Origin of the sequence: Flavobacterium sp. ASW18X (assembly GCF_005144745.1) — a bacterium.
Lineage (GTDB): Bacteria > Bacteroidota > Bacteroidia > Flavobacteriales > Flavobacteriaceae > Croceivirga.
In genome coordinates this window covers 1-23,215 of record NZ_SWKK01000026.1, presented here as the reverse complement: position 1 = coordinate 23,215, position 23,215 = coordinate 1, and the positions used below count along the sequence as shown (strand labels likewise).

Annotated in this window: 21 protein-coding genes; 2 read left to right on the top strand and 19 right to left on the bottom strand. The window is 37.0% G+C overall.

Annotated features, from left to right (window positions below):
- Nucleotides 1-61 precede the first annotated feature (61 nt).
- The 6 genes from FBT53_RS15115 to FBT53_RS15090 all read right to left on the bottom strand — a co-directional run bounded on the left by FBT53_RS15115 (nt 62) and on the right by FBT53_RS15090 (nt 5,085).
- On the bottom strand, nt 62-292 hold the full coding sequence (locus FBT53_RS15115) for a hypothetical protein (RefSeq protein ID WP_136952031.1): 231 nt from the start codon (nt 290-292) through the stop codon (nt 62-64).
- A 364-nt stretch (nt 293-656) separates the two neighbouring features.
- Nucleotides 657-1,088 carry a nuclear transport factor 2 family protein gene (locus FBT53_RS15110; RefSeq protein WP_136952030.1) on the bottom strand — a complete coding sequence of 144 codons (432 nt, stop codon included), beginning with the start codon at nt 1,086-1,088 and terminating at the stop codon, nt 657-659.
- 57 nt (nt 1,089-1,145) lie between these two features.
- Nucleotides 1,146-1,571, bottom strand: coding sequence for a MarR family winged helix-turn-helix transcriptional regulator (locus FBT53_RS15105; protein ID WP_136952029.1), 426 nt, complete (start codon nt 1,569-1,571; stop codon nt 1,146-1,148).
- A gap of 280 nt (nt 1,572-1,851) precedes the next feature.
- Nucleotides 1,852-2,484: a LysE family translocator gene (locus tag FBT53_RS15100; protein ID WP_136952028.1), complete on the bottom strand. Its 633-nt coding sequence runs from the start codon at nt 2,482-2,484 to the stop codon at nt 1,852-1,854.
- 253 nt (nt 2,485-2,737) lie between these two features.
- Nucleotides 2,738-4,405 carry an RluA family pseudouridine synthase gene (locus FBT53_RS15095; protein WP_136952027.1) on the bottom strand — a complete coding sequence of 556 codons (1,668 nt, stop codon included), beginning with the start codon at nt 4,403-4,405 and terminating at the stop codon, nt 2,738-2,740.
- A 182-nt stretch (nt 4,406-4,587) separates the two neighbouring features.
- The gene (locus FBT53_RS15090; RefSeq protein WP_136952026.1) at nt 4,588-5,085 is read right to left on the bottom strand and encodes a hypothetical protein; all 498 of its coding nucleotides are present in this window, start codon (nt 5,083-5,085) and stop codon (nt 4,588-4,590) included.
- A 167-nt stretch (nt 5,086-5,252) separates the two neighbouring features.
- Here FBT53_RS15090 and FBT53_RS15085 point away from each other — a divergent pair, with 167 nt between their 5' ends.
- A complete protein-coding gene (locus tag FBT53_RS15085; protein ID WP_136952025.1) occupies nt 5,253-5,453 on the top strand; it encodes a CsbD family protein in 201 nt (66 codons plus the stop codon).
- Nucleotides 5,454-5,517: 64 nt separating this feature from the next.
- On the opposite strand, the gene FBT53_RS16155 is transcribed toward FBT53_RS15085, so the two are convergent.
- The 10 genes from FBT53_RS16155 to FBT53_RS15040 form a co-directional block, all read right to left on the bottom strand.
- A complete protein-coding gene (locus tag FBT53_RS16155; RefSeq protein WP_169630377.1) occupies nt 5,518-5,679 on the bottom strand; it encodes a hypothetical protein in 162 nt (53 codons plus the stop codon).
- Between the two features lie 287 nt (nt 5,680-5,966).
- Nucleotides 5,967-6,347, bottom strand: coding sequence for a lipocalin family protein (locus FBT53_RS15080; RefSeq protein WP_169630376.1), 381 nt, complete (start codon nt 6,345-6,347; stop codon nt 5,967-5,969).
- Nucleotides 6,348-6,623: 276 nt separating this feature from the next.
- Nucleotides 6,624-6,815: a hypothetical protein gene (locus FBT53_RS15075; protein ID WP_136952023.1), complete on the bottom strand. Its 192-nt coding sequence runs from the start codon at nt 6,813-6,815 to the stop codon at nt 6,624-6,626.
- A gap of 96 nt (nt 6,816-6,911) precedes the next feature.
- Complete coding sequence (locus FBT53_RS15070) at nt 6,912-8,204, bottom strand: glycoside hydrolase (RefSeq protein ID WP_136952022.1); 1,293 nt, start codon at nt 8,202-8,204, stop codon at nt 6,912-6,914.
- A 47-nt stretch (nt 8,205-8,251) separates the two neighbouring features.
- Nucleotides 8,252-9,379 carry a glycoside hydrolase family protein gene (locus FBT53_RS15065; protein WP_136952021.1) on the bottom strand — a complete coding sequence of 376 codons (1,128 nt, stop codon included), beginning with the start codon at nt 9,377-9,379 and terminating at the stop codon, nt 8,252-8,254.
- An 18-nt stretch (nt 9,380-9,397) separates the two neighbouring features.
- Nucleotides 9,398-11,134 carry a glycoside hydrolase family 2 protein gene (locus FBT53_RS15060; protein ID WP_136952020.1) on the bottom strand — a complete coding sequence of 579 codons (1,737 nt, stop codon included), beginning with the start codon at nt 11,132-11,134 and terminating at the stop codon, nt 9,398-9,400.
- A 24-nt stretch (nt 11,135-11,158) separates the two neighbouring features.
- The gene (locus FBT53_RS15055) at nt 11,159-14,350 is read right to left on the bottom strand and encodes a glycoside hydrolase family 2 TIM barrel-domain containing protein (protein WP_136952019.1); all 3,192 of its coding nucleotides are present in this window, start codon (nt 14,348-14,350) and stop codon (nt 11,159-11,161) included.
- Between the two features lie 7 nt (nt 14,351-14,357).
- Complete coding sequence (locus tag FBT53_RS15050; RefSeq protein WP_205729049.1) at nt 14,358-15,842, bottom strand: sulfatase; 1,485 nt, start codon at nt 15,840-15,842, stop codon at nt 14,358-14,360.
- Between the two features lie 9 nt (nt 15,843-15,851).
- A complete protein-coding gene (locus FBT53_RS15045) occupies nt 15,852-18,137 on the bottom strand; it encodes an FAD-dependent oxidoreductase (protein ID WP_136952018.1) in 2,286 nt (761 codons plus the stop codon).
- Nucleotides 18,138-18,141: 4 nt separating this feature from the next.
- Complete coding sequence (locus tag FBT53_RS15040) at nt 18,142-19,785, bottom strand: sodium transporter (protein WP_136952017.1); 1,644 nt, start codon at nt 19,783-19,785, stop codon at nt 18,142-18,144.
- Nucleotides 19,786-20,041: 256 nt separating this feature from the next.
- On the opposite strand from FBT53_RS15040, the gene FBT53_RS15035 reads away from it, so the two are divergent.
- Nucleotides 20,042-21,058 carry a GntR family transcriptional regulator gene (locus tag FBT53_RS15035; protein WP_136952016.1) on the top strand — a complete coding sequence of 339 codons (1,017 nt, stop codon included), beginning with the start codon at nt 20,042-20,044 and terminating at the stop codon, nt 21,056-21,058.
- A gap of 61 nt (nt 21,059-21,119) precedes the next feature.
- Here the strand turns inward: FBT53_RS15035 and FBT53_RS15030 are convergent, their stop codons facing one another.
- From FBT53_RS15030 to FBT53_RS15020, 3 genes are all read right to left on the bottom strand, one after another.
- Entirely contained in the window at nt 21,120-21,500 is a 381-nt protein-coding gene (locus FBT53_RS15030; protein ID WP_136952015.1) for a VOC family protein, read from the bottom strand.
- 61 nt (nt 21,501-21,561) lie between these two features.
- Nucleotides 21,562-22,002 carry a GNAT family N-acetyltransferase gene (locus FBT53_RS15025; RefSeq protein WP_136952014.1) on the bottom strand — a complete coding sequence of 147 codons (441 nt, stop codon included), beginning with the start codon at nt 22,000-22,002 and terminating at the stop codon, nt 21,562-21,564.
- Between the two features lie 63 nt (nt 22,003-22,065).
- Nucleotides 22,066-23,037, bottom strand: a complete 972-nt coding sequence (locus FBT53_RS15020; RefSeq protein ID WP_136952013.1) for an alpha/beta hydrolase — start codon at nt 23,035-23,037, stop codon at nt 22,066-22,068.
- Nucleotides 23,038-23,215: the final 178 nt, after the last annotated feature.

Genomic DNA, 23,215 nt, shown 5'->3' with positions numbered 1-23,215 from the left:
TCGTTGTTACAATTTGTTTTAATCCATATGCTATTTTGAAAATTTTATCAGAATTATCAAATCAAGGAGACCTAGAGAATCTGTCTTTATATTGTTTTGGTAAATGTTTTATATCAGCATTAGAACATTCTTTGTCAATCGTTACCAAAAAGTTGCTGTCTACACCAATAGAAGTGAGAAAACCGTCATATTCATCGTGATTGCAAATTAACGGTTTAGACAACATTGCAATCACCAATGTAGGAATGATAAAGTCACGGATAACATTTTTATTGTCTTCTATAGTCAACATATTAACCCTTATTTACCATATCGTATTATCCACTTTTTTGAGATATTGTGAACGAATAATCAAATCATCTTCTAATTAGACGGTGAAAGAGTAAATAAAATCAGCATCATGGCTGTCATTACCTTCATGAAGGATGTTTCAAAAAATACTATACACAAAACAATAGCCTTCTCTCAACACAAATCTCTCATACATAAAAATACAAAATAAGTAATGATGATGGCTTGTTTTTTTATGAACTTTCTTAAGTTGAACGTTTTTAAGAATAGCCATAAAACGGAATAGCGGTTAAACGTACACGCATAACCGCTATTTATTTATAAGTTAAAAATGTACTCCTTAGCGTTTGCCATATTATAGTTGCTTATGGTAATAGGGTTACATAATCTTGTATCACCAACCACTTGTTTTTAATTTTTACAAGAGAATAAAAATTCTTTAAAGTAGGTTTACCAGGGCTTTTTAGGGTAACTTTTACCGTGACCATATTCTTTTCAATGAATTGAATATCATGATAGGTGGCTGTCCGTTTGTAACCTCCAAATTTCTTAGTTGCTATAAAAGAGATGTAGGTGGCTTTGTCTAAAACAGAAGCCTCGCTCTTTTTTCCATCATATAGAACAACCCTAAAAGCATCGTGCAGATGGGGTTCTAATTTTGATGCATCATTAATGTCACCTGCATTTTTATAGGATTCAATTACTTTCTTTACTTCTTCAATGGCTTCTTCTTGAGCATTAGACGTACAAGATACAAGTGTAAAAAGGGTTAAAAAAACCAGAACTTTTGTTTTCATAATTTAGATTTAAAGATTTATTAATTTTAGTTAGCTAAACAACTATATTATTAAAATTTAGTTTGCTAGATTTTCTTGGATTTTTTTAAGTAGCCTTGCCATAGTATGTTTTTCGTCGTTAGACAATTCGTTCAGACCCTTAAATCGTATTTTTTCTATAATAGGATATAAATTATCAATCATCTTTTTGCCTTCCTTAGACACCCTAAGTTCTGCCTTTCTAGAGTCTGATGCAGAAACGCTTTTAATAACATATCCCTGTTTTTCTAGATGATTAACCATTCTTGAAATGGTAGGTTTATCTTTCACTAATAGTTCTCCTACTTCTATTTGATTAATTGCTTCATTTTCATTGACAACATTTAAAACCAGCCATTGTTCTATGGTCATATTTATGCCATGAGACCTGAGCACATTTTGTCCATACTGTCTAATTTTTCTTGCAGTAAGCTCAATTTGAAAATAAATATTAGTGTTAATCATAGCGCAAATATATTAAATTTAGTTAGCTAGACAACTATTTGAATTAAAATAAGTAAAAGTTGCCTTACCTCACCACAATTTCCCAGTCTTAAATCTAAAAAATTTACATTCAATAACCTTGTAATAGGAGCTTTGTACTGAAAAGCATGGTACGTTAAAAAGAAAACCTCAACTAAGTTTGAATACCCAACACTACTAAAACCTAGCCAAACCACTTAAAATCTTTACGTAGAACTAATTCTAGAAAAACCATGAGAATCAGCTTTATTCCCTACCCGATTTACTTTGCTTTGGTCAATGCCATTTTAACGGCAAGACCTGTTAGAACTGAAGCCATAAACCATTTCTGAATTCTTAGCCATATGGGCTTTTTAGAGAACCAAGAGGACATTCTAGCCGCAGATACTACAATTACAAGGTTTACCGTAAAACTAATTACAATCTGTAATACGCCCAATTGAAAACTCTGGCTTAAAATTGAACCATTTTCTGGTTTTATAAATTGCGGAAAGAAAGACAAGTAAAATACGGCCATTTTAGGATTTAAGACATTGGTCATAAGCCCAATGTTAAACAATTTAAAGGGCTTATCTGCCTTTAAACATTTATCCGCATCAAATATTCTAGTATCAGATTTAACAGCATTGTAGGCCAAGTATAACAAATACGCCACTCCAAAAAATTTAACTACCACAAAAGCGTACGGAATTGCAAAAAATATGGCCGTTAACCCAAAAGAAACCATAAGTATATGGAATAAAAAGCCACACATAACACCAAACAACGAAATAATTCCAGCATTCTTACCTTGAGATAATGACCTTGATATCAAGTAAATCATATTAGGACCTGGAGATAACACCATAAGTAAGGCTGCCAATCCAAACAAAAGAAGGTCGTTAAAGGATATCATATAAATTTAATTTTAAGTAAAAGATTTTTTAGAACAGCTTCACCACCCTTTGCATTCTAATCTGGCAAAACTACACCGATTTTTTTTTGTGATACCTGAAGCAAAGCAATGTATTTTTTTATAGGTATGTTTTAAAAACAGATTTCTGCCATTGGTGTGGACCAAAACAGAGACCAGCTAAATACTATTCTAGAACAAGCAAAAAAAGAAATCAGGACTTTGGTAAAAAAGTGGTACGGATAGATCTGTATGCTTAGGTGTTAATAGTAAATGGCACTTCCGTATCAATAACCATTTCTTTTTGAGTCGTGGGGTGCTTAAATGTTATTTGCTGTGCATGTAAGCAAAGTCTTGACGCGGGTGTACCATACAAATTATCTCCTAAAATTGGTGCTTGCAAACCTAGCTTGTGTGCACAGTGCACCCGTAATTGATGTGAACGCCCTGTGATAGGATGTAATTTGATAAGCGTTTTGCTACTTGTTTTTTGGACCACTTTAAAATAAGTTAATGCAGATTTACCATACTCATAACTTACCTTTTGCATTGGCCTGTTATTAATGTCTAAAATTAAGGGTAATTCTATTTTACCTTCCGTAGCTAGTATTGCCTTTTCTAACAACGCCATGTATGTTTTGCGTATGGTTCGTTCTAAAAATTGCAGCTGTAGCGCTTTGTGAGCCTCTTTGGTCAATGCCACTACCATAACTCCAGAAGTGTCTTGATCTAACCTATGTACAATTAAAGGCCCAGTTGCCTTAGGATAACGGTCCTGTATTCTTGATTTTACGGAGTCCTTAATGTGTTTTCCAGGCACAGACAACATTCCAGAGGGCTTGTTTACCACAACCAAGTTTTCATCTTCAAATAGTATTTCTAGCGTTTTGTCTGCCCCAAAATTTGTCAACAAAGGATTTGGTTTTACTGGTGTTCCTTTGAGCATGTGAGCCAAGATTGGCTTGCATTTGCCTTTGCATGCAGGATAATAATTGCCATGCACCCGTATTTCTGAGTTGGGAGATGCTCCCCACCAAAACTCCGCCAAGGCTAATGGTTTTAAATTGTTTTTAAAGGCGTACTGAAACAATTTTGGCGCTGCACATTCTCCAGCTCCAGCTGGCGGTACCTCAACACCAACATCTAAAAAGACTGATTTTACATCCTTTGTTTCTCCCAATGCATTTGTAAACACAAACTCAGCAAATATTGCGTCTTGCAAAGCGGCAGATTTGGCTTTTCTTAAAGCTTTTAATTGCTTCACTTTTTCATCAAAATATTGCGCTTCCTGTTTTGCTTTTTCCAATCGCTGGTTTTGCGAACGGGTAAAACGTCTTAAATCCATCCCTGCAATTGCTCCTTGCCTATTTAATTCTTCTAACAAGACACTTTGTTCACTGTCCGGCAATAAAGCTGCTGCCTTGCGTTTTTTATCACGGTCTTTTTTTGCTTGTTTGGCTGCTAACTTAGCAGTTTTAATTGCTAGAGCAACTTCCGTTGTAACCTTTTGTAACTGCTCTTGCGCGTTAGCATATTCAGCACTATCCAACAACGTTTTCAACGCGGCACTAATGGCATTGATACTAGCCATTTCTGGAAAATCTTTACCTTTTGGTAATTGATGTACTGGAGGAACAAAGGGTAATTTCTCCAAGGGAGGCTGTAGTTCTCCAGAATATGCGGCTATATAACCCAATTTGCCGTCTTTAGCCTGTACCACAAGTACACCCAGCATACGCCCTTTGGCCTCCTTTGTTAAAAAAGGAAGTTGATTCCTGAGCCTTTCCTGTAAATGCTCTGCAGCTTGTTGTGCTAAGGGAATTGGCGTATAAAAATGAGGATATTCCAATGCCTGCGGCAAGGTATTTACCGTAGGCTCAAAATATACCAATTTGTTTGTGTGATTAGCGGAAGTTACTGTCAATTACTTTGGTTTAACATGTTAATTAAAGTCTTAGAAAGACTTTCTGTTTTAGGCAAATTTATAACAGGAACCAGGAAAAATGGGTGACTAAATTGTGTAATTCTTTGCCACACTACTAATAGGTTTAGACGATGTTCCCCATATAAAAATTAGGAATAAGAATAATAGAAATCTCTATTTTTTTACTTTTCTAAACTAAACCTACCTTCCACTTCTTTATACACGGGACCGCTGTCATATCCAAAATCTATTTCTACATTAAGTTGAATTTCCCAAGTGTCTTGATTCACCCGTTGCCCTTGAATAGTACCAGAGGTAATTGCAATACTTTCTGTATTTACACAAAAGCAAATTTGCCGGTAATACATGTTAAGTTGTTGCAAATCTTCATCTGAATAGGAAAATTCATTTAAAGCTGCATCAAGTTCAAACAGAATGGATTCTGAATAACCAGAGTCTGCAAGGTTTGGGTCTGCTTTTTTAACAAATTCATACGTAAACACCAAGTTAGAACCTTGGCCAACGGTAACTACAAAAAAATCAGTTTCAGCATCTGGTATTTGTAGCCTTGCATTTTCTGTATAACTGTAAGATTTGGTGGTGTCTTGGTCTTCATCATCACTTTTAGAGCAAGAGAGTACCAGCATGCAACATATAATAGAAAAAATAGTAGATTTCATTGGTGGCTACGTTTAATAGATAGATACCTAAAACTATAAAAAGTTGCGGTACCAAGCTAAAAAACACTGCCGATGCTTTAGCACTAAAAACAAATTGATATGCATTAAACTTGTCCCTGTTATCACTTTACTTTTAGCATATAATTTTTAAACTAAAACATACAGATATGTCAGCACCTTGGAAAGATAAAGCAAAAGGAAATTGGAACATTGCAAAAGGAAAATTAAAGCAAGAATGGGGCGAGTTAACGGATGATGACTTGGATTATCAAGAAGGTAAAGAAGATGAGCTTCTAGGCCGTATTCAAAAGAAAACTGGCGAAAGCAAAGAAAAAGTAAATGAATTTTTAAACAATCTTAAGTATTGATTTTGATTGATTGACCTGACTAAAAAATCCCGCAATGGCGGGATTTTTTTATAGGTTTTAAATATTATTTCCAAAATTGCCTGTAATACATGTTTAGTTGTTGCAAATCTTCATCTGAATAGGAAAATTCATTTACAGCTGTATCAACTTCAAACAGAATAGATTCTGAATAGCCAGAGTCTGCAAAGTTTGGGTCTGCTTTTTCAACAAGTTCATAGGTAAACACCAAGTTTGAACCCTGGCAAACGGTCACTACAAAAAATCAGTTTCAGCATCTGGTATTTGCAGCCTTGAATTGTCTTTATAACTGTAAGAATTGGTTGTACCTTAGTTTTCGTTCTCATTTTTGGAAAATGCTATTACCGATACTTATTAACAGGAAAAGCTGTTGTAATTTCCTTTTTAAGATGGAAAGACTAAAAATTCTATACTAGAATTTATAATCATTTGATAAATCCAGAACTCTTTTTTTTAAACCTCCTAAAATTTCACTTACCTAATTTTGCTAGGTACCTAATTTACCGTACCAAATACGATACAGCTAGAGTCTAATTCGATTATCTTATAGGAGCTATCTCTTAAGTCAAAAGGTACAGAACTGCTTAGAATCATTTTTTTTCTATCCAAGCTCCACGTTCCCTTAGAATAAAAAGCAGAAACACCTTGAGGACATTTATATTGATATGCATCTATTATGGTTGAATCATTATTAATTTTTAATATTGATCCTTCTAGCAAATTCTTTTCAGGAATCTTTTGATATTTCAAAGTATTATCCGAATAATTCTCTATTAAAATCCAGGTACCTTCTAAATCATTTAAATCCATTTTATTACTTGCACAAGAAGATAATAAAATAAGAAGGATTATCGGAAAAATCTTTTTTAACATCATATGATAAAATTTGTTAGACATAGCACCACATGTAGACAATATACTATTTTTTTTGATACAAAATCATATTTATCAGATACTTAATTTTAATTGATAAAAATTTCACAACAACAAAATAAGGAAAATAATCGGTACACCTGTTAACATATTATTTTAATAAATACATAAAATAATAATTAACTAAACCGTAATCGTCAAGTGGTTTTAATTTAGAAGTTATTGCTATAATTTGAAATAAACCAGGACTTTTTTAAAAAAGGAGAAACTTAAATTTCATTATAGATAGTATTTTAATTTAACCATTGGATTACCATCAGTCATCAAAACCCGTACATACTGAGTGTCGCCGTTCTTTAAATACATAAATGGAGCTATTGGAGCATCAGAGTTGTGTCTTAGATAAACACCCCAGTCAACTCCAAATAAAGTTAACTCTTCTAGTTTTCTATTCCCATTAAAAATATCCATAGTTTATTAAGTAATTTGGTTAAGATTTAATTGTACAACTCCAAATTACGCAACGGTATTGTATAAAAAGCCTAATGTGTTATTTAAAAAATAAATCTATCGTCCTTCTGGGTGCGCACCTTTGCTTGGTGCTTGTGCAAAATAAACTTCTGGTTTATGCCAAACCCCTGTTTTTTTATACTCTGGTATGGAGTGGTCCAGACTTAAGTCACAATCAAACCTAGCAATAATAGAATATTGTTTTTTAGGCTGCCCTGCATTGATAAAATGGGATAATCCCCAGGTAAAACCACGTCCATTGCCATTATCTGAAAACATATCTACTGCAAACGGACCTGCTGCTATTGGAGGTAAAGAAATAACCGAAGCAATTTCAAAATTTACGCCATCCTTTGCAAACTGTATGGTTTCGCGCTCATTGCCATCTTTTATGGTAATATTTGCTATACCTTCCTTAAATGGAAAATAAGTAGTTTCATGCCCAGAGGTCATAACTGGATTTAGCGGATGTTTGGTAAATGGTCCCAACGGATTCTCTGCAATGGCCAAACCATGACCAACCGCATATTTATCCCTAATATCTGGCCATTTATTATAGGCAGCTTTGTAGTACAAATATATTTTACCGTTAAAAACCAAGGGCTGCGGATCATGGGTAGCATCTTGGTCCCATTCTCCTTTTTTGCCAAAGGGAATAACAGCATCCCCGCCATGAATCCAAGGACCTGAGGGTGAATCTGCATAAGATACCGATACTGGGCACCAGTCACCTCTCAATCCACTCGGCTCATTAAACGCTTGGTAATACAAGTAATATTTCCCTTTCCAGATTAAGACATCTGGTGTGGCCACAGAGCGCCAACCGGGCGATGGTTTTTCTGGTCTTTTTATGGCTACGCCTTGTTCTTGCCAGTGTACGCCATCTTTACTTGTTGCATACCAGATTTCTGCTAAGTCCCAATCGGTAGATGGAATTTCATCTGTAGCTTCTTTTGCTCTGCTCCACCCTATGGGTGGTGTTTTTGTATGGCGCTTGGTATAGTACACATAGTAGGTACCATCTACTAATATGGGTCTAGATGGGTCCCTTCTAGAAATGGTTCCATCACCACCGTTATAATCAAAACCATCTAGTTTTGTGTATTTAAAAAGGGAATACAACTCGTTATCTTGCACGCGAGGTGTGGGATAATTGAACATTCGCTCTGCAGAAGCACTCAACGGAAAATTAGGTTTCTGTTCTGGCATCTTATGCGGAAACACTTGATGTTCTACCTTTAAAACATCTTCCTTAGCTGTTTTTTTTGTCTGATTTTGATTGTCGCAACTTGTCCACAAAAGACTTGCAAAAACAACTTGCAGAACTGGTTTTTTTAGTATTTGTTTCATTTTCATGCGTGTAAAATAGTTACAAGGCTACTTAGGGGTTTTGTACCTTATTTGCCTATAATTTTTTCTATGTGTAATGGTATTTGAATATTGAAGGATTCCCGAGCACCTGCTGTATTTAGCGTGTCTGCTGCACATAATAACGCTACAGGCCTACCATCTTCTACAAACACCTGTGGGCGTTCTAAATGGACAAATTGTTGCTCTCTACCGTCTTCCCAAGTAATTTTCCGTTCAGAAATATTGAAAAATGTGGCTTTATCCCAGTGTATACCATCTTTAGAATCATAATGAACTAAAGAAAATAATCGTTCCCCATTTACGTGTTTCATACGTTTTACGATAGCTCTATACCTGCCATCTTGGTACCAGATATAAGGGTCTTCTGCAGGAAAACGTTCGCCCTCAAAGGTAAAAACAGGGTCTGGATATTTTTTAAAAGGACCTGTAGGGCTATCCCCAATAGCCACCATGTGGACTACCGGACCACCAGCAGGCAAATTAAACTGCTTTCCTACCGCCTTATATACCATTAAAATTTTACCATCTGGCATTTGGCATACAGAAGGGTTGCTCGTCATTAACGCATCGTGGTCTGTTTCTTTATTGCCCACGTCTAAAACGGGTTCATCCATTCTTAGCCAAGGACCTTCAGGAGAATCGGCAATTGCTACCCCTATGCGCTGTTTATTGCGATGTTCCCAATTCAATTCAGGTTTTCCTGGTTCACTCACAATTTTTTTATCGCCCGTATTCCCCATATAATACAGGTAATATTTACCGTTAAACTTATGTACCGTAGGGTTATGGGTACAGGAACCATCCCAATATTCCTTACCTCTATCTGGTAAAACCACGCTTTTGTGTTTAAAAGGTCCGAATGGCGTTGGAGCTACAGCATGAGCAATTTCTGAATATGTAACCCACTCCCACCCTATTTTTTTTGGCCAACGAGCGTAAAGCATATGATATCTATTATCATCTCCTTTTACCAAAGAAGCTCCCCAAATACTAAGGCTATCATTCCGGAAAACAGCTGTCTTGGCTACCTTACCAAAAGTAATTTTGTAGTCTACATCTTCTTCTTTCGCTTTTACATCCTGCTTGGGCGATTCTCTACAAGCCCCAAGATTTGTAAGAAAAACAGTACTTAGTGCAATAGCTATTTTTTTCATTTCTTAGTTGGTTTTGGTCTACTTATTGGCTGTGTATATGTTTTGTATTTGCTTGTAGGCTTTTTTCTTTTCTCGCTTTTCACTCACCACTCCCCATTCTCTAAATCCGGAGGTGGGTGTACCTTTGTAATCGCTACGGTAATCATTGTAACTCCACAGCGCCGAACCAACAACATAGGGCAATTCCTTTAGTTCTTGCAACTGTATTATTAGAGCGCTATCTAAAGTAGCTTCTGGTGCCGGTCCTATTTGTTTTAATCCAATTTCTGATACAAAAATGGGTTTCCCAGGAAACTTTTGATGCGTACGCTTTACCGCTTCCACAGCATCGCCGTAACTGTTTAAGCACATTAAGTCTAATTTTTGGTAAGGCTCGTTTTCCAAAGAAGCGTGTTCTTTGTATGAAGTAAGACTTACATAGGTTTTTAACCGTGTAGTATCTAATTGGGCAACATAGTCTAGCATGCTGTTTATGTATCCAAATTGTGCTTTTGTAAGGGTAATGTTTGCCCAATCGTTAACAGAATCTCTTAGCTCATTGCCTACACTCCAACCCACAACACTTGGATGATTGTAATCTCTAGTAATCATTTCTGAAAGCCATTTTTTAGTTTGGGGATTATCAGGAAATGATTGTGGGTCATCCGTTCCCCATACTGGAATTTCTTGCAGCAACAAATACCCGCTTTTATCGCAAAACTCCAATACAGATTTGGCTAATGGTGCGTGCATCAACCTAGAAAATTTACCTCCTAAGGATTTGATGTCTTCCATATCTGCATTCACTAGTGCTTCTGGTTCAGTATTCCCATAGTTGGGGTGGTCGTGTACCCGATTAAATCCGTCTGCGTACAAAGGCTCATTGTTTAAAAATAACTGTTCTCCCTTTACTTCTATTTTTCTTATTCCAAAATGGTCTGTTAACTCGCCGACCCTCTTATCTTCTTGCAAAATAGAAGTTGTTATTTGATATAAGTTTGGGTGATTAACATGCCATAAATCGTATTTTTTTAATGCTTCCTTAAAAACTATTTCTTTTTCTACGCTACCTTTTTTGGGCAATGCCACCTCCGTGTTTTTTTTCCATATCGTATCCCCTTCAGAATTGGTGATAGCACTTTGCAAGACGATATTTTTTTCACTAAAAGTATAATTATCTAAAGCATATTTTACGGCAAAATTGATTGTTCCTTTGGCGAAATTGGGTACCGCTGTAATATGTTGGTATTTTAATCTAACGGCATCATAAATTGCAATACGTACATCACGACTAATACCTCCCCAGGGCCACCAAGCGCCTCTATGGTAACTATTATCAGCACTAACAATGATTACATTTTCCTCTCCGTACTGTACTAGGTCTGTAATATTAAACTCAAATGGTGTGTAACCCCCCACGTGTTTTCCCAGTTTTTTTCCGTTGCACCAAACCTCAGTGGTCTGGTAAACCGCATCAAACTGAAGTAGCAATTGCTTGCCTTGTACTGTTTTCGGTATTTTTATTTTTCTGTGGTAATAAGCCTTTCCCCTATAGGCACTGTATCTTTCTCTGGTATCCCAATTAGCAGGCACTGCAAGGGTATCCCAAGCTATTTGGGATGGGGCAGCAATGATACTATCTTCTGATAGGTCTTTTTTTATACTAAACTCCCATGTTCCATTGAGTGCTATTTGCTTAGGAACAGGAGACTGTTTGCAAGCACAAACGGCAAACAAACCTAAGAATACAATTATTACACGATAAAAAGCAGTCATTTTATAATTTTTTAGGTTGATATTTTAATGCTCATCCTGTTTTGTAGCTTTCACCACCTGAGACCTTATACTTTTTACTCCCTCAATCTCTCGTTGTAATTGAAAATACTGTACCTCTTTATCCAATACATCAATAGAAAGCATACCCCTAACATTAGTTATAAATTGATAATTTAAAGCCGTTGGGGAGTCACCATAAAACACGGTATAATCACCATCTTCAAAATCACTAGAATAGCCTATCACCAATTTATCATCCGTGATAAAAGCATCCCAGATTACGGGTGGCAAGGGTTTATTAGTAGTGGTAACAAATACCTCATCAGACGCGTTACTTTCCGCTTTATCGTTTAGTGCATACAGCTCAAAACCATAATTAGTTTCTGGTGCTAAACCTTCTATATCTATAAAATCAGCAATTGTTCTTGCAGTAATCTTTTTAGATTTTGCAGTAGCACCATAGCGTACAAAGTAAGCGGTAGCATTAGGCACCTTGTCCCACACAACTCTAACATTGGTATCCCCTGCTAAAACTGCTTTAATTTTTGGGGTAATGGCTTTGTTAAATGAAACGGTAGTTGCCCACCTGGTATGTTTTGTTGGTGCCACCAAACGCAGGTTAAGGGCTAAGACCGATTTTGGAAGTTGACCCCAAGAAATTTCTCCTACCCATAAACTATCTTCTGGGTGGAGCATAGGTAATTGTTCGCTATTCTTGTAAACTGTTTGTCCTTTCTGGTCTACAAAATCATAAGCTAACTGATACCCCTTTAGACTATAGCTAGGATAATCGCTTCTAGATTTTATAGGGATGCGCAGCTGTGCCAACTGTTTTTTAAAATCTATTGATGTAACCTGAATTTCATGTACTGGAGCATGCTCCTGTTGTATGCGCTCAAAAAGTTTTCTTTTATCACGCCATGTGGTGACAATTCCCCAAACTCTATTTTCTTCTGCAGTAGTGCCAGCGTATCCACTACGGTAGTCGTTAAACGTCCACATACTAGTGCCAATCACAAATTCGTTTTGATGTCTAAAGTGATTCATCCACTTAGAAAACACAGCCTTATCGCCATCAATAGCCGTTGTAGAAAATGGGTCAAAACCATACTCTGAAATGAATATGGGTTTATTAGGCCATTTTCTTCTTAAAGCATCTAAAATTTCCTGTGGTTCTCCTTGCCAGCGGTACATGTTATGCATAATTAGGTCCACAAATGTATTAGGGTCCGTTTCTGGAGTGTATTCTGGTTTTTGGCCAGAATTGCTAACACAAGTCACCAAACGGTATGGGTCTAAATTTTCTTTTACGTAAGCTATAGCCGCTTTACCATAATCAAAATGATTATTGAGCTCGTCACCCACACTCCAGCCAATAACACTAGGCCTATTGGCATCTCGTTCTATCATACCCTTTAACCAATATTTTGCCAAAAAGTAATTCTCTTCTTTTACCTCAAAATTGTGCGCAGGTCTAATTTTGATATAGGCTTGGTCTAGATGCAAAATTTCTTCTTCTTCAGGGTTTATGTCTATTCCTGTTGCTTTTTTAAATTTTTCTAAAGGATAGTATTGTGCCCTAAATTCATCGTTATCTAAATCTCGCACATTAATTTCTTCAAATAATAGAATACCAAGACTATCACAGATTTTAATGAGGTTTTCATTTTGCGTTCCGTGCATAATACGCATAAAATTAGCGCCAGCTTCTTTCATTAAATGCACGTCTTTTAGCAATACCGATTTAGGTTCAGAAGAGCCCCAAAATCGACTTTCACTCACTCTATTAAAACCTGCTAACCTAACTGGCTCTCCATTGAACAACATGCTAGATGCTGTTAATTCTACTTTACGAATACCAAAATAGTCTTCCTTAGCATCTATCATTTTAGAATCCTCTACTATTTCGGTCTTAAAATCATACAGAACAGGATGGTCAAAATGCCACAACTCCACCTTATTCTTTGGCAACAAAGTTTGCATCGCTACCGTTTCCGTACTATTGGCTCTTAACGTAACGGTACGTACCATCTCTGCAATTTCCCCTTTTTTAAACAATTTTGTTTTTAGTGTGATGCTCCGGGAATCTTTAGAGGTATTCTGCAATTTTACTTTAATGTTTACTGCAGCGTCTCCAGTTTCTAGATTTGGTTCTGCATGTAAGTATTGAGAAGCAATTCTAATACAATTTTTTCTTGTGAGTGTTACGGGTCTAATAATGCCACCCCAGTTCCAAGTTGCGCCCACTACAGCGGTATTATCTGCTTCTACGGCAAGGATATTTTCGCCATTAAAATTTAAATATGGGGTTACATCAAATTCAAATGGAGTGAATCCGCCTCTATTCATCCCCACATATTGGCCATTTAGGTATATTTTAGACAGATGGTACACCCCTTCAAACTTTAAATAGTACCGGTCTTCCTTTTTTTGCTGCCATCCTTTTGGTAATGCTATTGAGCGGCGATACCAACCCTTTCCCGTGTAATTAGAATATGCATTATTAGTTCCCCAATGTCCTGGCACTTTTACCTTAACCCAGTCGGAATCGTCATACATGGTTTTGTAAACCAAAGAAGGTTCTTGTTTTGCCTTTAGGTATTTTTCTTTAGGTATTTTTCTAAACAAAATAGCATCTGCCGCCACAGCGCCACTTACGATAGCGGAAAGTTCCACATAATTATCCTCAGTACTGTTAAAATTATAAATACCTAGACTCACCCACTCTCCACAATATGTACGCTGACTTATATATTTAGTAGTTGCCCCTTTTGCATGCTTAATACTATACTGGGTGGTTAAATGCGATGAAAATGGAAATTGCGTAAAGACCTCATAATACCCAGATTTTTTAAACTTTGGGTAATACCTTACATAACTGCTATCTGTTTTATTACCTCCATTTATTTCGGTTAAGGCATAATTATGCTGCAAATAATTTTCACCGTAAAAAGTAGATGCCCGTTCTCCTTTGGTTTTTATTATCCAATTCCCAAAAACTTCTACGTTGCTATTGGTATTATCTAAAACGATGTCTTGTTCCGTTTCTCTTATATTTAAATAATTAGAGCCTTCGCCGTAAATGGCGTAAAACTTCCAATCGCCATTTAAAGAAATCTGGTCTTCTTCTTGTGCTTTTAGGGTTGTGGGTAAACCTATCCAAAACAAGTATAAAAACAAGATAATATTTTTTGCAGTCTGTATTTTGGTCGTCATTTTTAGTCTATTGTTCTATGGCAGAAAAAGGGTGGCTTACCGCTTTATCTGGTGCTCTATTTACATAGGGTTTCCATGCATTATAACGCGCTCTCCACTCCTCTAAAGTTCTTGTAGGATAGTTTGCCGATAATCCACCGTTTCTAAATTCTTCTGTAACTCCTTCATCCTTAATTTCCTTTCGCCATAACTCTAAATCGGTTAGCAATTGCGTTTTTATATCCGCATATCCTTTATCATCTGCAAGATTTTGCAGTTCGTATGGGTCTTTTTGAATATCGTACAACTCATATTCTGGCTTGGTTGGTGCAAAGAACTTTGCTTGGTCTGCATTTAACTTTCCTTCTAAATACAATACGCTCATTTCTGCCAACATGGGGTAGTTATCTTCCTTATAACCGCTATACTGCAACCAAGCCCTTTCTGGCATTAAATTGTGTATTAGTTTATATTTTTTAGAACGAATGGTGCGCATAGCATCATGTGTTTTACCCATTCTGTCTCTTGCAGCGAAGATGTAAGACCTTTCCTTTCTTTTCTGGTCTAAAAGCGAAGTGCCATGTAGGGGCCTAGCAGGTTTTATACCGGCCACATCTAAAATAGTGGCGGTAATATCTAGCGTTTGTACTAATTCTTTTTTTACAGAACCCTTCTTAATTTTCGCAGGCCACCTCACGATAAGTGGCACTTGAATACCGGGGTCGTACAAAAACTGCTTGCCACGTATGTGACATCTGCCATTATCCCCGATTAAAATTACTAATGTATTTTCTGTTAGGTTTTCATCCTCTAATCGTTGCAATATCTCTCCGACTTCCTTATCACATAACTGCATTTGCTCCAAGCCATTTGCCCAATCGCGTCTTGCAAATGGCGTGTCTACGTAATAGGGAGGAAGTTCTACTGAATCTATCGGTATTGGGTTATCAGCATCTCTACGCCACCTTCTATGCGTTCCGGTAAGCGTGATTTGCGCAAAAAATGGCTGATTATCCTTACGGTTGTCCCAATCATCAGACTGAAAACCCAAGGCATCTCTAAAATTAGTATCGGTTTTGTTTGACCTCATCAGGGCTGTATGGTAGCCCGCCTTCTGCAACAAAACAGGTATAGGCGTAATACCCTGTGGTAAAAGCTTTTTATCTTCCTTCACAGTACGATGCATTTGAGCGCCAATATAATTTTGGTGGTAACCCGTTATCATTGCCGAGCGCGATGTAGAACACACTGGTGCTGTACAAAATGCATTAGTATACCGCACGCCCTCTGCGGCTAATTGGTCTGTAAAAGGGGTATGGATTCCTTTGGTTCCATAACAAGATAAATCTGGGCTCCAGTCTTCTAAGAGTATCCAGACAATGTTAGGCTTAGCTGTTTCCTTTGTATTTTCTTTTATCTTTTTACATGCCAAAAGCACAAATACCAAGCAACTAAAAATTACAAATTGCTTAACCATTCTAGCGGACTTATTTAAAACACATTTTTTCTGCATAACCAATGTTTACCTAGCCCATATCTTAAATAAAGACACAGGAATAGTAGCATTACTTTGTTTAAATTTTATAACAAGCGTATCTGTTGTTATACCGCTTTTCCAAATATGTATGTTCATACCTTGATGATTACCTGCAACCTTTTTAAGCAAGTTGCCATTACCATCAAAGATGGTATAATCACTAACTACAAAGGGAATTTCACTTTCTGGATGCTGCATTAAAACGGACTCTAAGGCGTGATCATAATCACAATCAAAATACAAGCGTAGTTCATGAATCTTCTCTGGTGATGGCCAACTAATAGTTACTTGCGGCTGCTCATCTTCCCAAGAAGCTACCCAAGCATGAGTTTCCCCTGTTGGTTCTGGCCTATTACTTACATCTTTTAAATTTCGTGTTTCAAAAACACGTAAGGCTTTATCCCAAGAAAGGGCTAAATTCTTACCCTTTGGCCTACGCTCTGGCGTCCAAAACTCAAAGCTATCTATTGCTATCCCTGCTGGCGGGTCTTGCCTACCGTAATTAGATACTGCTTTGTTTATTTTATTTTGAACCGTCATCACGCCAGTTATTCTATCGTCAGAAAGTTGTAGCCGTACTTTATCATTCTTCATAAAACAGAGATACGTATAAGTAGCATCTGGCAACTTATTAAGATTCGAAAAATGAATACATTGCTGCCCTTTTTCTAAACTAATTTGCTGTTCTTCTACGATTACATCTGGTGTAAAATGCTTAGTGCTTCCACTAATTTTGAAAACGACGTGTAGCACTGTTTTTTCTAAGGCATCAACCGTAATGGAAAAGTTATATAAAGTATTGGCTTGCAAGGGTAGCAATTGGGCCGTGCTAAAAATCAAATGTTGCCATTCACTATTAGGTCTAAATCCTTGCAATTGTAAGGTGGAAGATGCCTTGAGTTGTGCGCTTTGTATTTTATCGTCCTTATCTACAATTGCAACTCTGGGAATTCCTTGACCATCTCTATTGAGTCTTAGTTGTAATTCCGCAACATAACCCTTGGTATAAATCTCTTTTGGCGTGCATTTTTTTTCCAAACTTAGAGCTGCCGCTTTACCTACCGCTTGTCCTCCATGGGCACAGGTAAGCATAACCCTAGAAGAACCAAAAGCAACATGGGTAGCACTGATGATTCTACCCGCCAAAAACAGGTTATCTAAATCCTTGGCGTAATAACTACGATAAGGAATGGTATAAACCCCTTTACTATGCCATTGTGTACACGAGCTATGCTTGGAGTACACCCCATCTGCAGGGTGCAAATCTAATGCCCAACCACCAATAGTTACCGCATCTTCATAATCTCTTTGCGCTACCACATCCTTTTGGGACAACATAAAATCACCCTCAAATCTTCTACTTTCTCGTTTTCCAGGAATGGTACCTACCCATTCTAAAGTTTGGTTGGCAGCCTCTGGAAATTCACCACTATTTTTTATATAGTCCCAAATTCCATAAACCACTTTCCAAAGTTGAAATTTGATATCTTCTGATTGGTGTATGGTATCTAATCGCCCACCATATTCTACCCACCACAACTGACAACCATGGTCACCCAAGGTGTAGTTTTTAATTCGCGGCAGCTCGTTAGCATTGGTAATTGCAAAAGACGGTGGTGTATACGCTACCGGCTTGTCTGTATTCTTTGTGTAGAAATATAAAGAATGCCCTAGAAGGTTACCGTAATCGTTTATGTTTGGCGCAAAACCTTCATCAAACTCCTCTTTATCCTCTGCACCCATTCTAAAAGAGGCTCCTGCCATAAAGGCCACTATACCATCTCCAGAAGCATCGCAAAATATGGGTGCGCTAACCGTATAGGTGGTAGAATTTTGGCTGCAAAACCCTGTAACGGAAGCTATTTTAGTATCTCCCGTTTTATCTACCTGATAAACCGCTGTATTTAGTATTAAGGTAATGTTTTCCTCATTGTATACCTTTTCCAGTAAAATGGTATCAAAAATCAAGAGGTTACCCTCTTTATTTCGCTTTAAATTATCTAATAGAATCTCGTTAATTAAACCACCTTCCCTACTCCATCTATTATTATTCCCCATATGAGAGGTAGCTCCCAGACTCCATAAACGAACCTCTGAAGAAGCATTACCCCCGAGCACTGGTCTATCTTGTAATAGCACCACTTTAATTCCAGAACGTGCGGCCGTTATCGCTGCACACACACCAGAAAGACCGCCGCCTACCACAGCAAATTGGGTTGTTAGCGCTACCTGTTTTGTTTTTCTAGAAGCTGTTGCTTTTTCTTTTATCATGTTATTATGCTTTGCTAATAATTTTAACTGAAGGATGTATGAGTGCAGCAACTACCAATATTAATACGCCCATGCACGCTATTAACACAGCACTATTATTTCCAAAAAATGCCAGAACCACAATTAAAAAACCTACCGCAGCTAGCGTATTGCCTAATATTTTGAGTCCAAATTCGTTTTGACCTGAATTTGATTCGGTTACAAGGGTATTCTTCTCTTTTAGTAGTTGGTAATTTTTATACTCCAGACTTGTCTTTTTACCTTTTTGAACAAGGTATCCTTCATACAAACCCAGCAGTAGAAACGGCAGTACAGCCCCTAAAAGCATTTCATTAGCTCTATTTAAAGGGGAAATTAGTAACACCAGTATATTTAGGGCTAAACTTATCAAAGTGATGGCCAAAACCGCCCTGCCTGTAACACGTTTAGAGAATAGTGCCCAGATGGGTGGACCATACAAGGAACAGCCTGTTACCGCTCCGACACTCAAAACTACATTTACAATGCCACCTAGAGAGGGAACCAACAAAGCTACTGCAATAGTACCCAACCCAAACAACAAGGTAGAAATTTTAGCTACTGACATTAATTGTTTATCACTAGTATTGGGTTTCCATGGTTTAAACACATCATTAGTGATGATAGACGCTGCCAAATTTAGGGTCGTATTTACACTACTTGCGGTGGCAAATACCATACCGCCAAGCATTAGGCCTAACATCCCCATGGGCAACACCTCTTTGCACATAAGCATATAGGCTTCTTCTGCCCCCAAACCACCTTCTAAATTGGGATTTATAATTCTGTAAATCATAGGTGGAAGCATCCACACTAAAGGACTCACCAAATACAACCAACCAAATGTTAACCCTACTTTTTTGGCATCTTTTGGCGTTTTTACACTAGTATAACGTTGCACATACGCCCAATTACCCCCAATAAATACGGTATTATAAACGGCAAATGCCAACATGAACTTCCAACTATACTCACCCCCAGTTAAACTCCAAAAATCCTCTGGCGCTTTAGCTATAAAACCGCTAATACCGCCCACATTATTTAAGGCTAGGATTACTACTATGGCTACTACTACAGTTAGTATTACAAATTGTAATACATCTGTAATAATCACTGCCCATAGTCCGCCCACTACCGTATACAATAGTACCAGCAAGCCCAAACCAATAATACATGCATTAATAGGCCAATTGGTAGAAACTGAAACAATTTTTGCTACTGGATAAAGAAAAGCTCCCGTATATGCCAGAGAAAGTATTAGAATAATTAAGGTGTAGAGTTTTTGCGTGCGTTCTCCTAATCTTCTACGTACAAATTCTGCAGCGGTTAAAACATTTGTTTTACGCCATTTAGGAGCTATAAAATACGCTACTAAAAAACCTCCCAGACACATTAAGGATTGTATGGTTATAGCCACCCAACCCATTTTATAGGCAATTGAACCCCAAACTACAAAGGTTCCTGCAGAGAAGAAACTCATATACAAAGAAAGTCCACTTATAGACCAAGGCACAGCACCTCCTGCGGCAAAATAGCTTTTCATGTCCTTGCCACTTTTACCAAAGGAAATACCGGCAAGGACTACCAAAAAGGTAAATACGAAAATAACTACGTAGTCTAAGGTTGTCATGGTTTAAGGTATAAGGCTAGCCTATTTAATTAATCTGGTCTGGTCTAGTCTGGTTTTAATACAAATAAATGCTATATTTGTATCAATTCAAAACTAAAAACAAATAAGTGTCAATAATTAAACCATTTATTTTAATATTCTTCAGTACAGAAGAGATATATCAATTTAGTTTTTGTTTCAAAAGGTCTTAAAAAGCATTATCATCTTTTACTCTTATTTTTGAAGTCCATAATGGCTAAGCAATCCCAACGTTTACATGGTAGACATTACACTAGAATCTGACTCTAAAAAACCCAAATATCTTAGGCTAGCAGAGGCTATTACCAAACAGATACAGGATGGCAAATTGGGTATGAATCAAAAACTGCCTTCTGTAAACAAATTATCTAAGGAGTTTAGCTTTAGTAGAGAAACCGTATTTAAAGCACTTGCCTATTTAAGTGAAAAAGGGATTGTGAGAGCAGTTGACAAAATTGGCTACTTTGTTACCGATGTAGTTGCAGAACAAGAGTATAGCATATTTCTTCTATTGGATAAGTTTACCCCCTTTAAGGAAGATTTGTACAATTCTATGCGATTAAAGCTGGGTAGTAAAGCCAAGGTTGACTTATTTTTTCATCATCAAAATCCACAGGTATTTGCAAACCTTATAGCACAAAATGCTAAAAACTATAGTCATTTTGTTATCACTACCTATTTGGACGATGCTAAGCTCCTAAAAGAAACTTTGAAAAAACTTCCAGAAGAAAAAGTTATTCTCATTGATAAGCAGGAGTCTTCTGCTTCTAAAGATTCTGGTATGATTTTTCAAGATTTTCAGAATGATATTTACAACGCCCTCAAGGACAATCTAGAATTAGTACAAAAGTATCAGCGCTATATTCTTATTACCCATGAAAATGCACCTCATGCCCCGTTTATTACCTCTGGTTTTAAAAAGTTTTGCAAGGATTATCAATTAAAATCAGAAATACACCATAGGGTTGATCCTGTAGCTTTTGAAGCTGGCAATTTGTACATAACCATAGATGCGTATGACCGGGATTTGGTAGATATTATTAAACTTACCCGTAGTAACGGATGGCAATTAGGTAACCAAGTGGGACTTATTAGCTACAACGATACCACTACAAAAGAAGTGTTGGATGGTGGTATAACGGTAATTTCTACAGACTTTAAAAAAATGGGGGTAGATACTGCCAATATGATATTGACTGGTAAAATGGAACAAAAACCAAATACGACCAATGTCATCTTACGCAACTCGCTTTAATAAAAGTTGATGGGTTTCATTGAACACTGTTGCTTAACTTTTTAAGCTAGGCGTTATTCTTTTACTCTGTGATTTTCCATGGTGGATTTATCCTATTTTCACCTGCATAGTAGAGAATTATTTGGTTGCCATCTACATCTTTAAGACGCGCTTCTCTCCACAACCAAGATTGGTCTACTGGCGCTACATCAAAAACGAAACCTTTGTTTATTAGACTAGTCACCTTAGCCTCTAAATCATCACACTCAAAATAAACATACACCCCTTCTCCTTTTGGCAATTCCGTTACTAAATGCAATGAAAATGTGGCATTGCCAACTGGACAGACAAATCGGGCATAATGCGGAAGAGCTTTTACAATTAACTCTAATCCTAGCACTTTGTAGAAGGGAATGGACTTATTTAAATCTAAAGAAGGGACCGTTATTTGGTTAAGATTCATATCAATAATGATTGCATAGCTGTTTTGTAATTCTCATGTTTCTCTCCAAAGCATGCTTTGTTTACTTTAATTCCATATGTAATATGGGATAAGGTTTTCCCGAGGCATCTAAGGGCGACCTTTTCACAGTTTTGAATCCAAATTTTTCATAAAAACCTACCGCCTGGGGGTTTTGTTCATTTACATCAACTTTAGTTGCCTTGAAATACGTAATTGCATGTGTAAGTAAAGCTTTACCTATGCCTTGCCCATGATATTCTGGATGCACAAATAACATTTCTATGCCATCAGCTGCAACTCCCGAAAACCCTAGTATTACATTCTGACTGTTTCTAACACAGCTTACCTCAACAGCATCTAAATAAGTATTTAAAATTAATGGCTTAAAATAAGCGATATCTTCCTCTTTTAGAAAATGGTGGGTAGCCCTAACAGCGGCTTCCCACACCCTTACCACTTGGCTATATTCCGTCTTAGTTATTGTGGATATGGTATGCTTCATGCCTTATATATTTAAACCATTTTACCGTATTATTCTAAACCGACAACACCAAGCTGAACCAAACTAATTCTTCTCGTTTGTTCCTAACATAAACTTCAATGGAATTGAAAAACGGTTTTGCCATGCATCTTCGCTATGATTTTCTCCCGGAAAGTAACGGGTTTGCCAGTTTTTCGATTTATAGCCATGTTGTTTCATCACTACATCTACTTTGGCTTGTATTTCTGGATACAAGGCATCTAAAGTTTTATCGCCACAATCAAAATAAATTTTATGCTTTCTAGGATTAGGAAGATTTTCTTTTAAATAGGATAAAAAAGCACTTGGCATGGGATTATTATCCAAATTGAACGTCCCTACCCAATGGGTAGACATGCAGATGGCCCCACCAAATACTTTAGGATACTCACTTATAGCATACATAGAAATTAATCCACCCATACTACTACCGGCAATAAAGGTGTTTTTTCTATTGGTTTTTACCGAAAATTTTTGGTCAATATAGGGTTTCAATTCTTTTACAAGAAACTTTAAATAATTATCTGAATTGGGAGTGAAGTCTCCAGATTTTACGTGAGTAGACGCCTTTAATTGTGCCGTAACGGTATCTTTTTCTGCAATGCTTAGCGATTGATAAGGCTTTTGAGGGAAATAATCTGGGTGCCTAGTGGCACCCCCATTATGAATGCCCACCACAATAAATGGTTTTACCTTATTCTCTTTTAATAGTTCTGATGCAATATCATCTACATTCCAAGTTTGTTTATTCCATGCCATATCTGCATCATACAACATCTGACCATCATGCATATAAAGCACTGCATATTTATTCTTATTTGAGTAGCCTTTTGGCAACCAGATATCTACATTTCTTGCTGTGACGTATTCTGACTTAAAATTCTCTAATCGTTCTAAGGTGCCACCAACTACCTTGGGCATTTGATTCTGCGCCAATGTGGTACAAACGTTTAAAATAAATGCTGCCCCTAATACGAAAATTTGCAAAGAATGGCGACTTTGGTTTTGAGACTTCATGCGATAAAAAATGCTATTAGCACCGCAATTTAAAGCATTTACAAGGGATAGAGGGCAAAGCAGTAAATTTTAATACCGATTAAAACTAAAAAACCCCGGCTAAAAGCCGGGGTTCCCACAAACTGAATAAATTAACTAAAAACTAAACTGCTTCGTGTTAGAACTGTAGCTTATTTTA

Coding starts and splice junctions, on each gene's coding strand:
- FBT53_RS15115 (WP_136952031.1), bottom strand. CDS start 292: ATGTTGACTATAGAAGACAATAAAAATGTTATCCGTGACTTTATCATT.
- FBT53_RS15110 (WP_136952030.1), bottom strand. CDS start 1,088: ATGAAAACAAAAGTTCTGGTTTTTTTAACCCTTTTTACACTTGTATCT.
- FBT53_RS15105 (WP_136952029.1), bottom strand. CDS start 1,571: ATGATTAACACTAATATTTATTTTCAAATTGAGCTTACTGCAAGAAAA.
- FBT53_RS15100 (WP_136952028.1), bottom strand. CDS start 2,484: ATGATATCCTTTAACGACCTTCTTTTGTTTGGATTGGCAGCCTTACTT.
- FBT53_RS15090 (WP_136952026.1), bottom strand. CDS start 5,085: ATGAAATCTACTATTTTTTCTATTATATGTTGCATGCTGGTACTCTCT.
- FBT53_RS15085 (WP_136952025.1), top strand. CDS start 5,253: ATGTCAGCACCTTGGAAAGATAAAGCAAAAGGAAATTGGAACATTGCA.
- FBT53_RS15080 (WP_169630376.1), bottom strand. CDS start 6,347: ATGATGTTAAAAAAGATTTTTCCGATAATCCTTCTTATTTTATTATCT.
- FBT53_RS15075 (WP_136952023.1), bottom strand. CDS start 6,815: ATGGATATTTTTAATGGGAATAGAAAACTAGAAGAGTTAACTTTATTT.
- FBT53_RS15070 (WP_136952022.1), bottom strand. CDS start 8,204: ATGAAACAAATACTAAAAAAACCAGTTCTGCAAGTTGTTTTTGCAAGT.
- FBT53_RS15065 (WP_136952021.1), bottom strand. CDS start 9,379: ATGAAAAAAATAGCTATTGCACTAAGTACTGTTTTTCTTACAAATCTT.
- FBT53_RS15060 (WP_136952020.1), bottom strand. CDS start 11,134: ATGACTGCTTTTTATCGTGTAATAATTGTATTCTTAGGTTTGTTTGCC.
- FBT53_RS15055 (WP_136952019.1), bottom strand. CDS start 14,350: ATGACGACCAAAATACAGACTGCAAAAAATATTATCTTGTTTTTATAC.
- FBT53_RS15050 (WP_205729049.1), bottom strand. CDS start 15,842: ATGCAGAAAAAATGTGTTTTAAATAAGTCCGCTAGAATGGTTAAGCAA.
- FBT53_RS15045 (WP_136952018.1), bottom strand. CDS start 18,137: ATGATAAAAGAAAAAGCAACAGCTTCTAGAAAAACAAAACAGGTAGCG.
- FBT53_RS15040 (WP_136952017.1), bottom strand. CDS start 19,785: ATGACAACCTTAGACTACGTAGTTATTTTCGTATTTACCTTTTTGGTA.
- FBT53_RS15035 (WP_136952016.1), top strand. CDS start 20,042: ATGGTAGACATTACACTAGAATCTGACTCTAAAAAACCCAAATATCTT.
- FBT53_RS15030 (WP_136952015.1), bottom strand. CDS start 21,500: ATGAATCTTAACCAAATAACGGTCCCTTCTTTAGATTTAAATAAGTCC.
- FBT53_RS15025 (WP_136952014.1), bottom strand. CDS start 22,002: ATGAAGCATACCATATCCACAATAACTAAGACGGAATATAGCCAAGTG.
- FBT53_RS15020 (WP_136952013.1), bottom strand. CDS start 23,037: ATGAAGTCTCAAAACCAAAGTCGCCATTCTTTGCAAATTTTCGTATTA.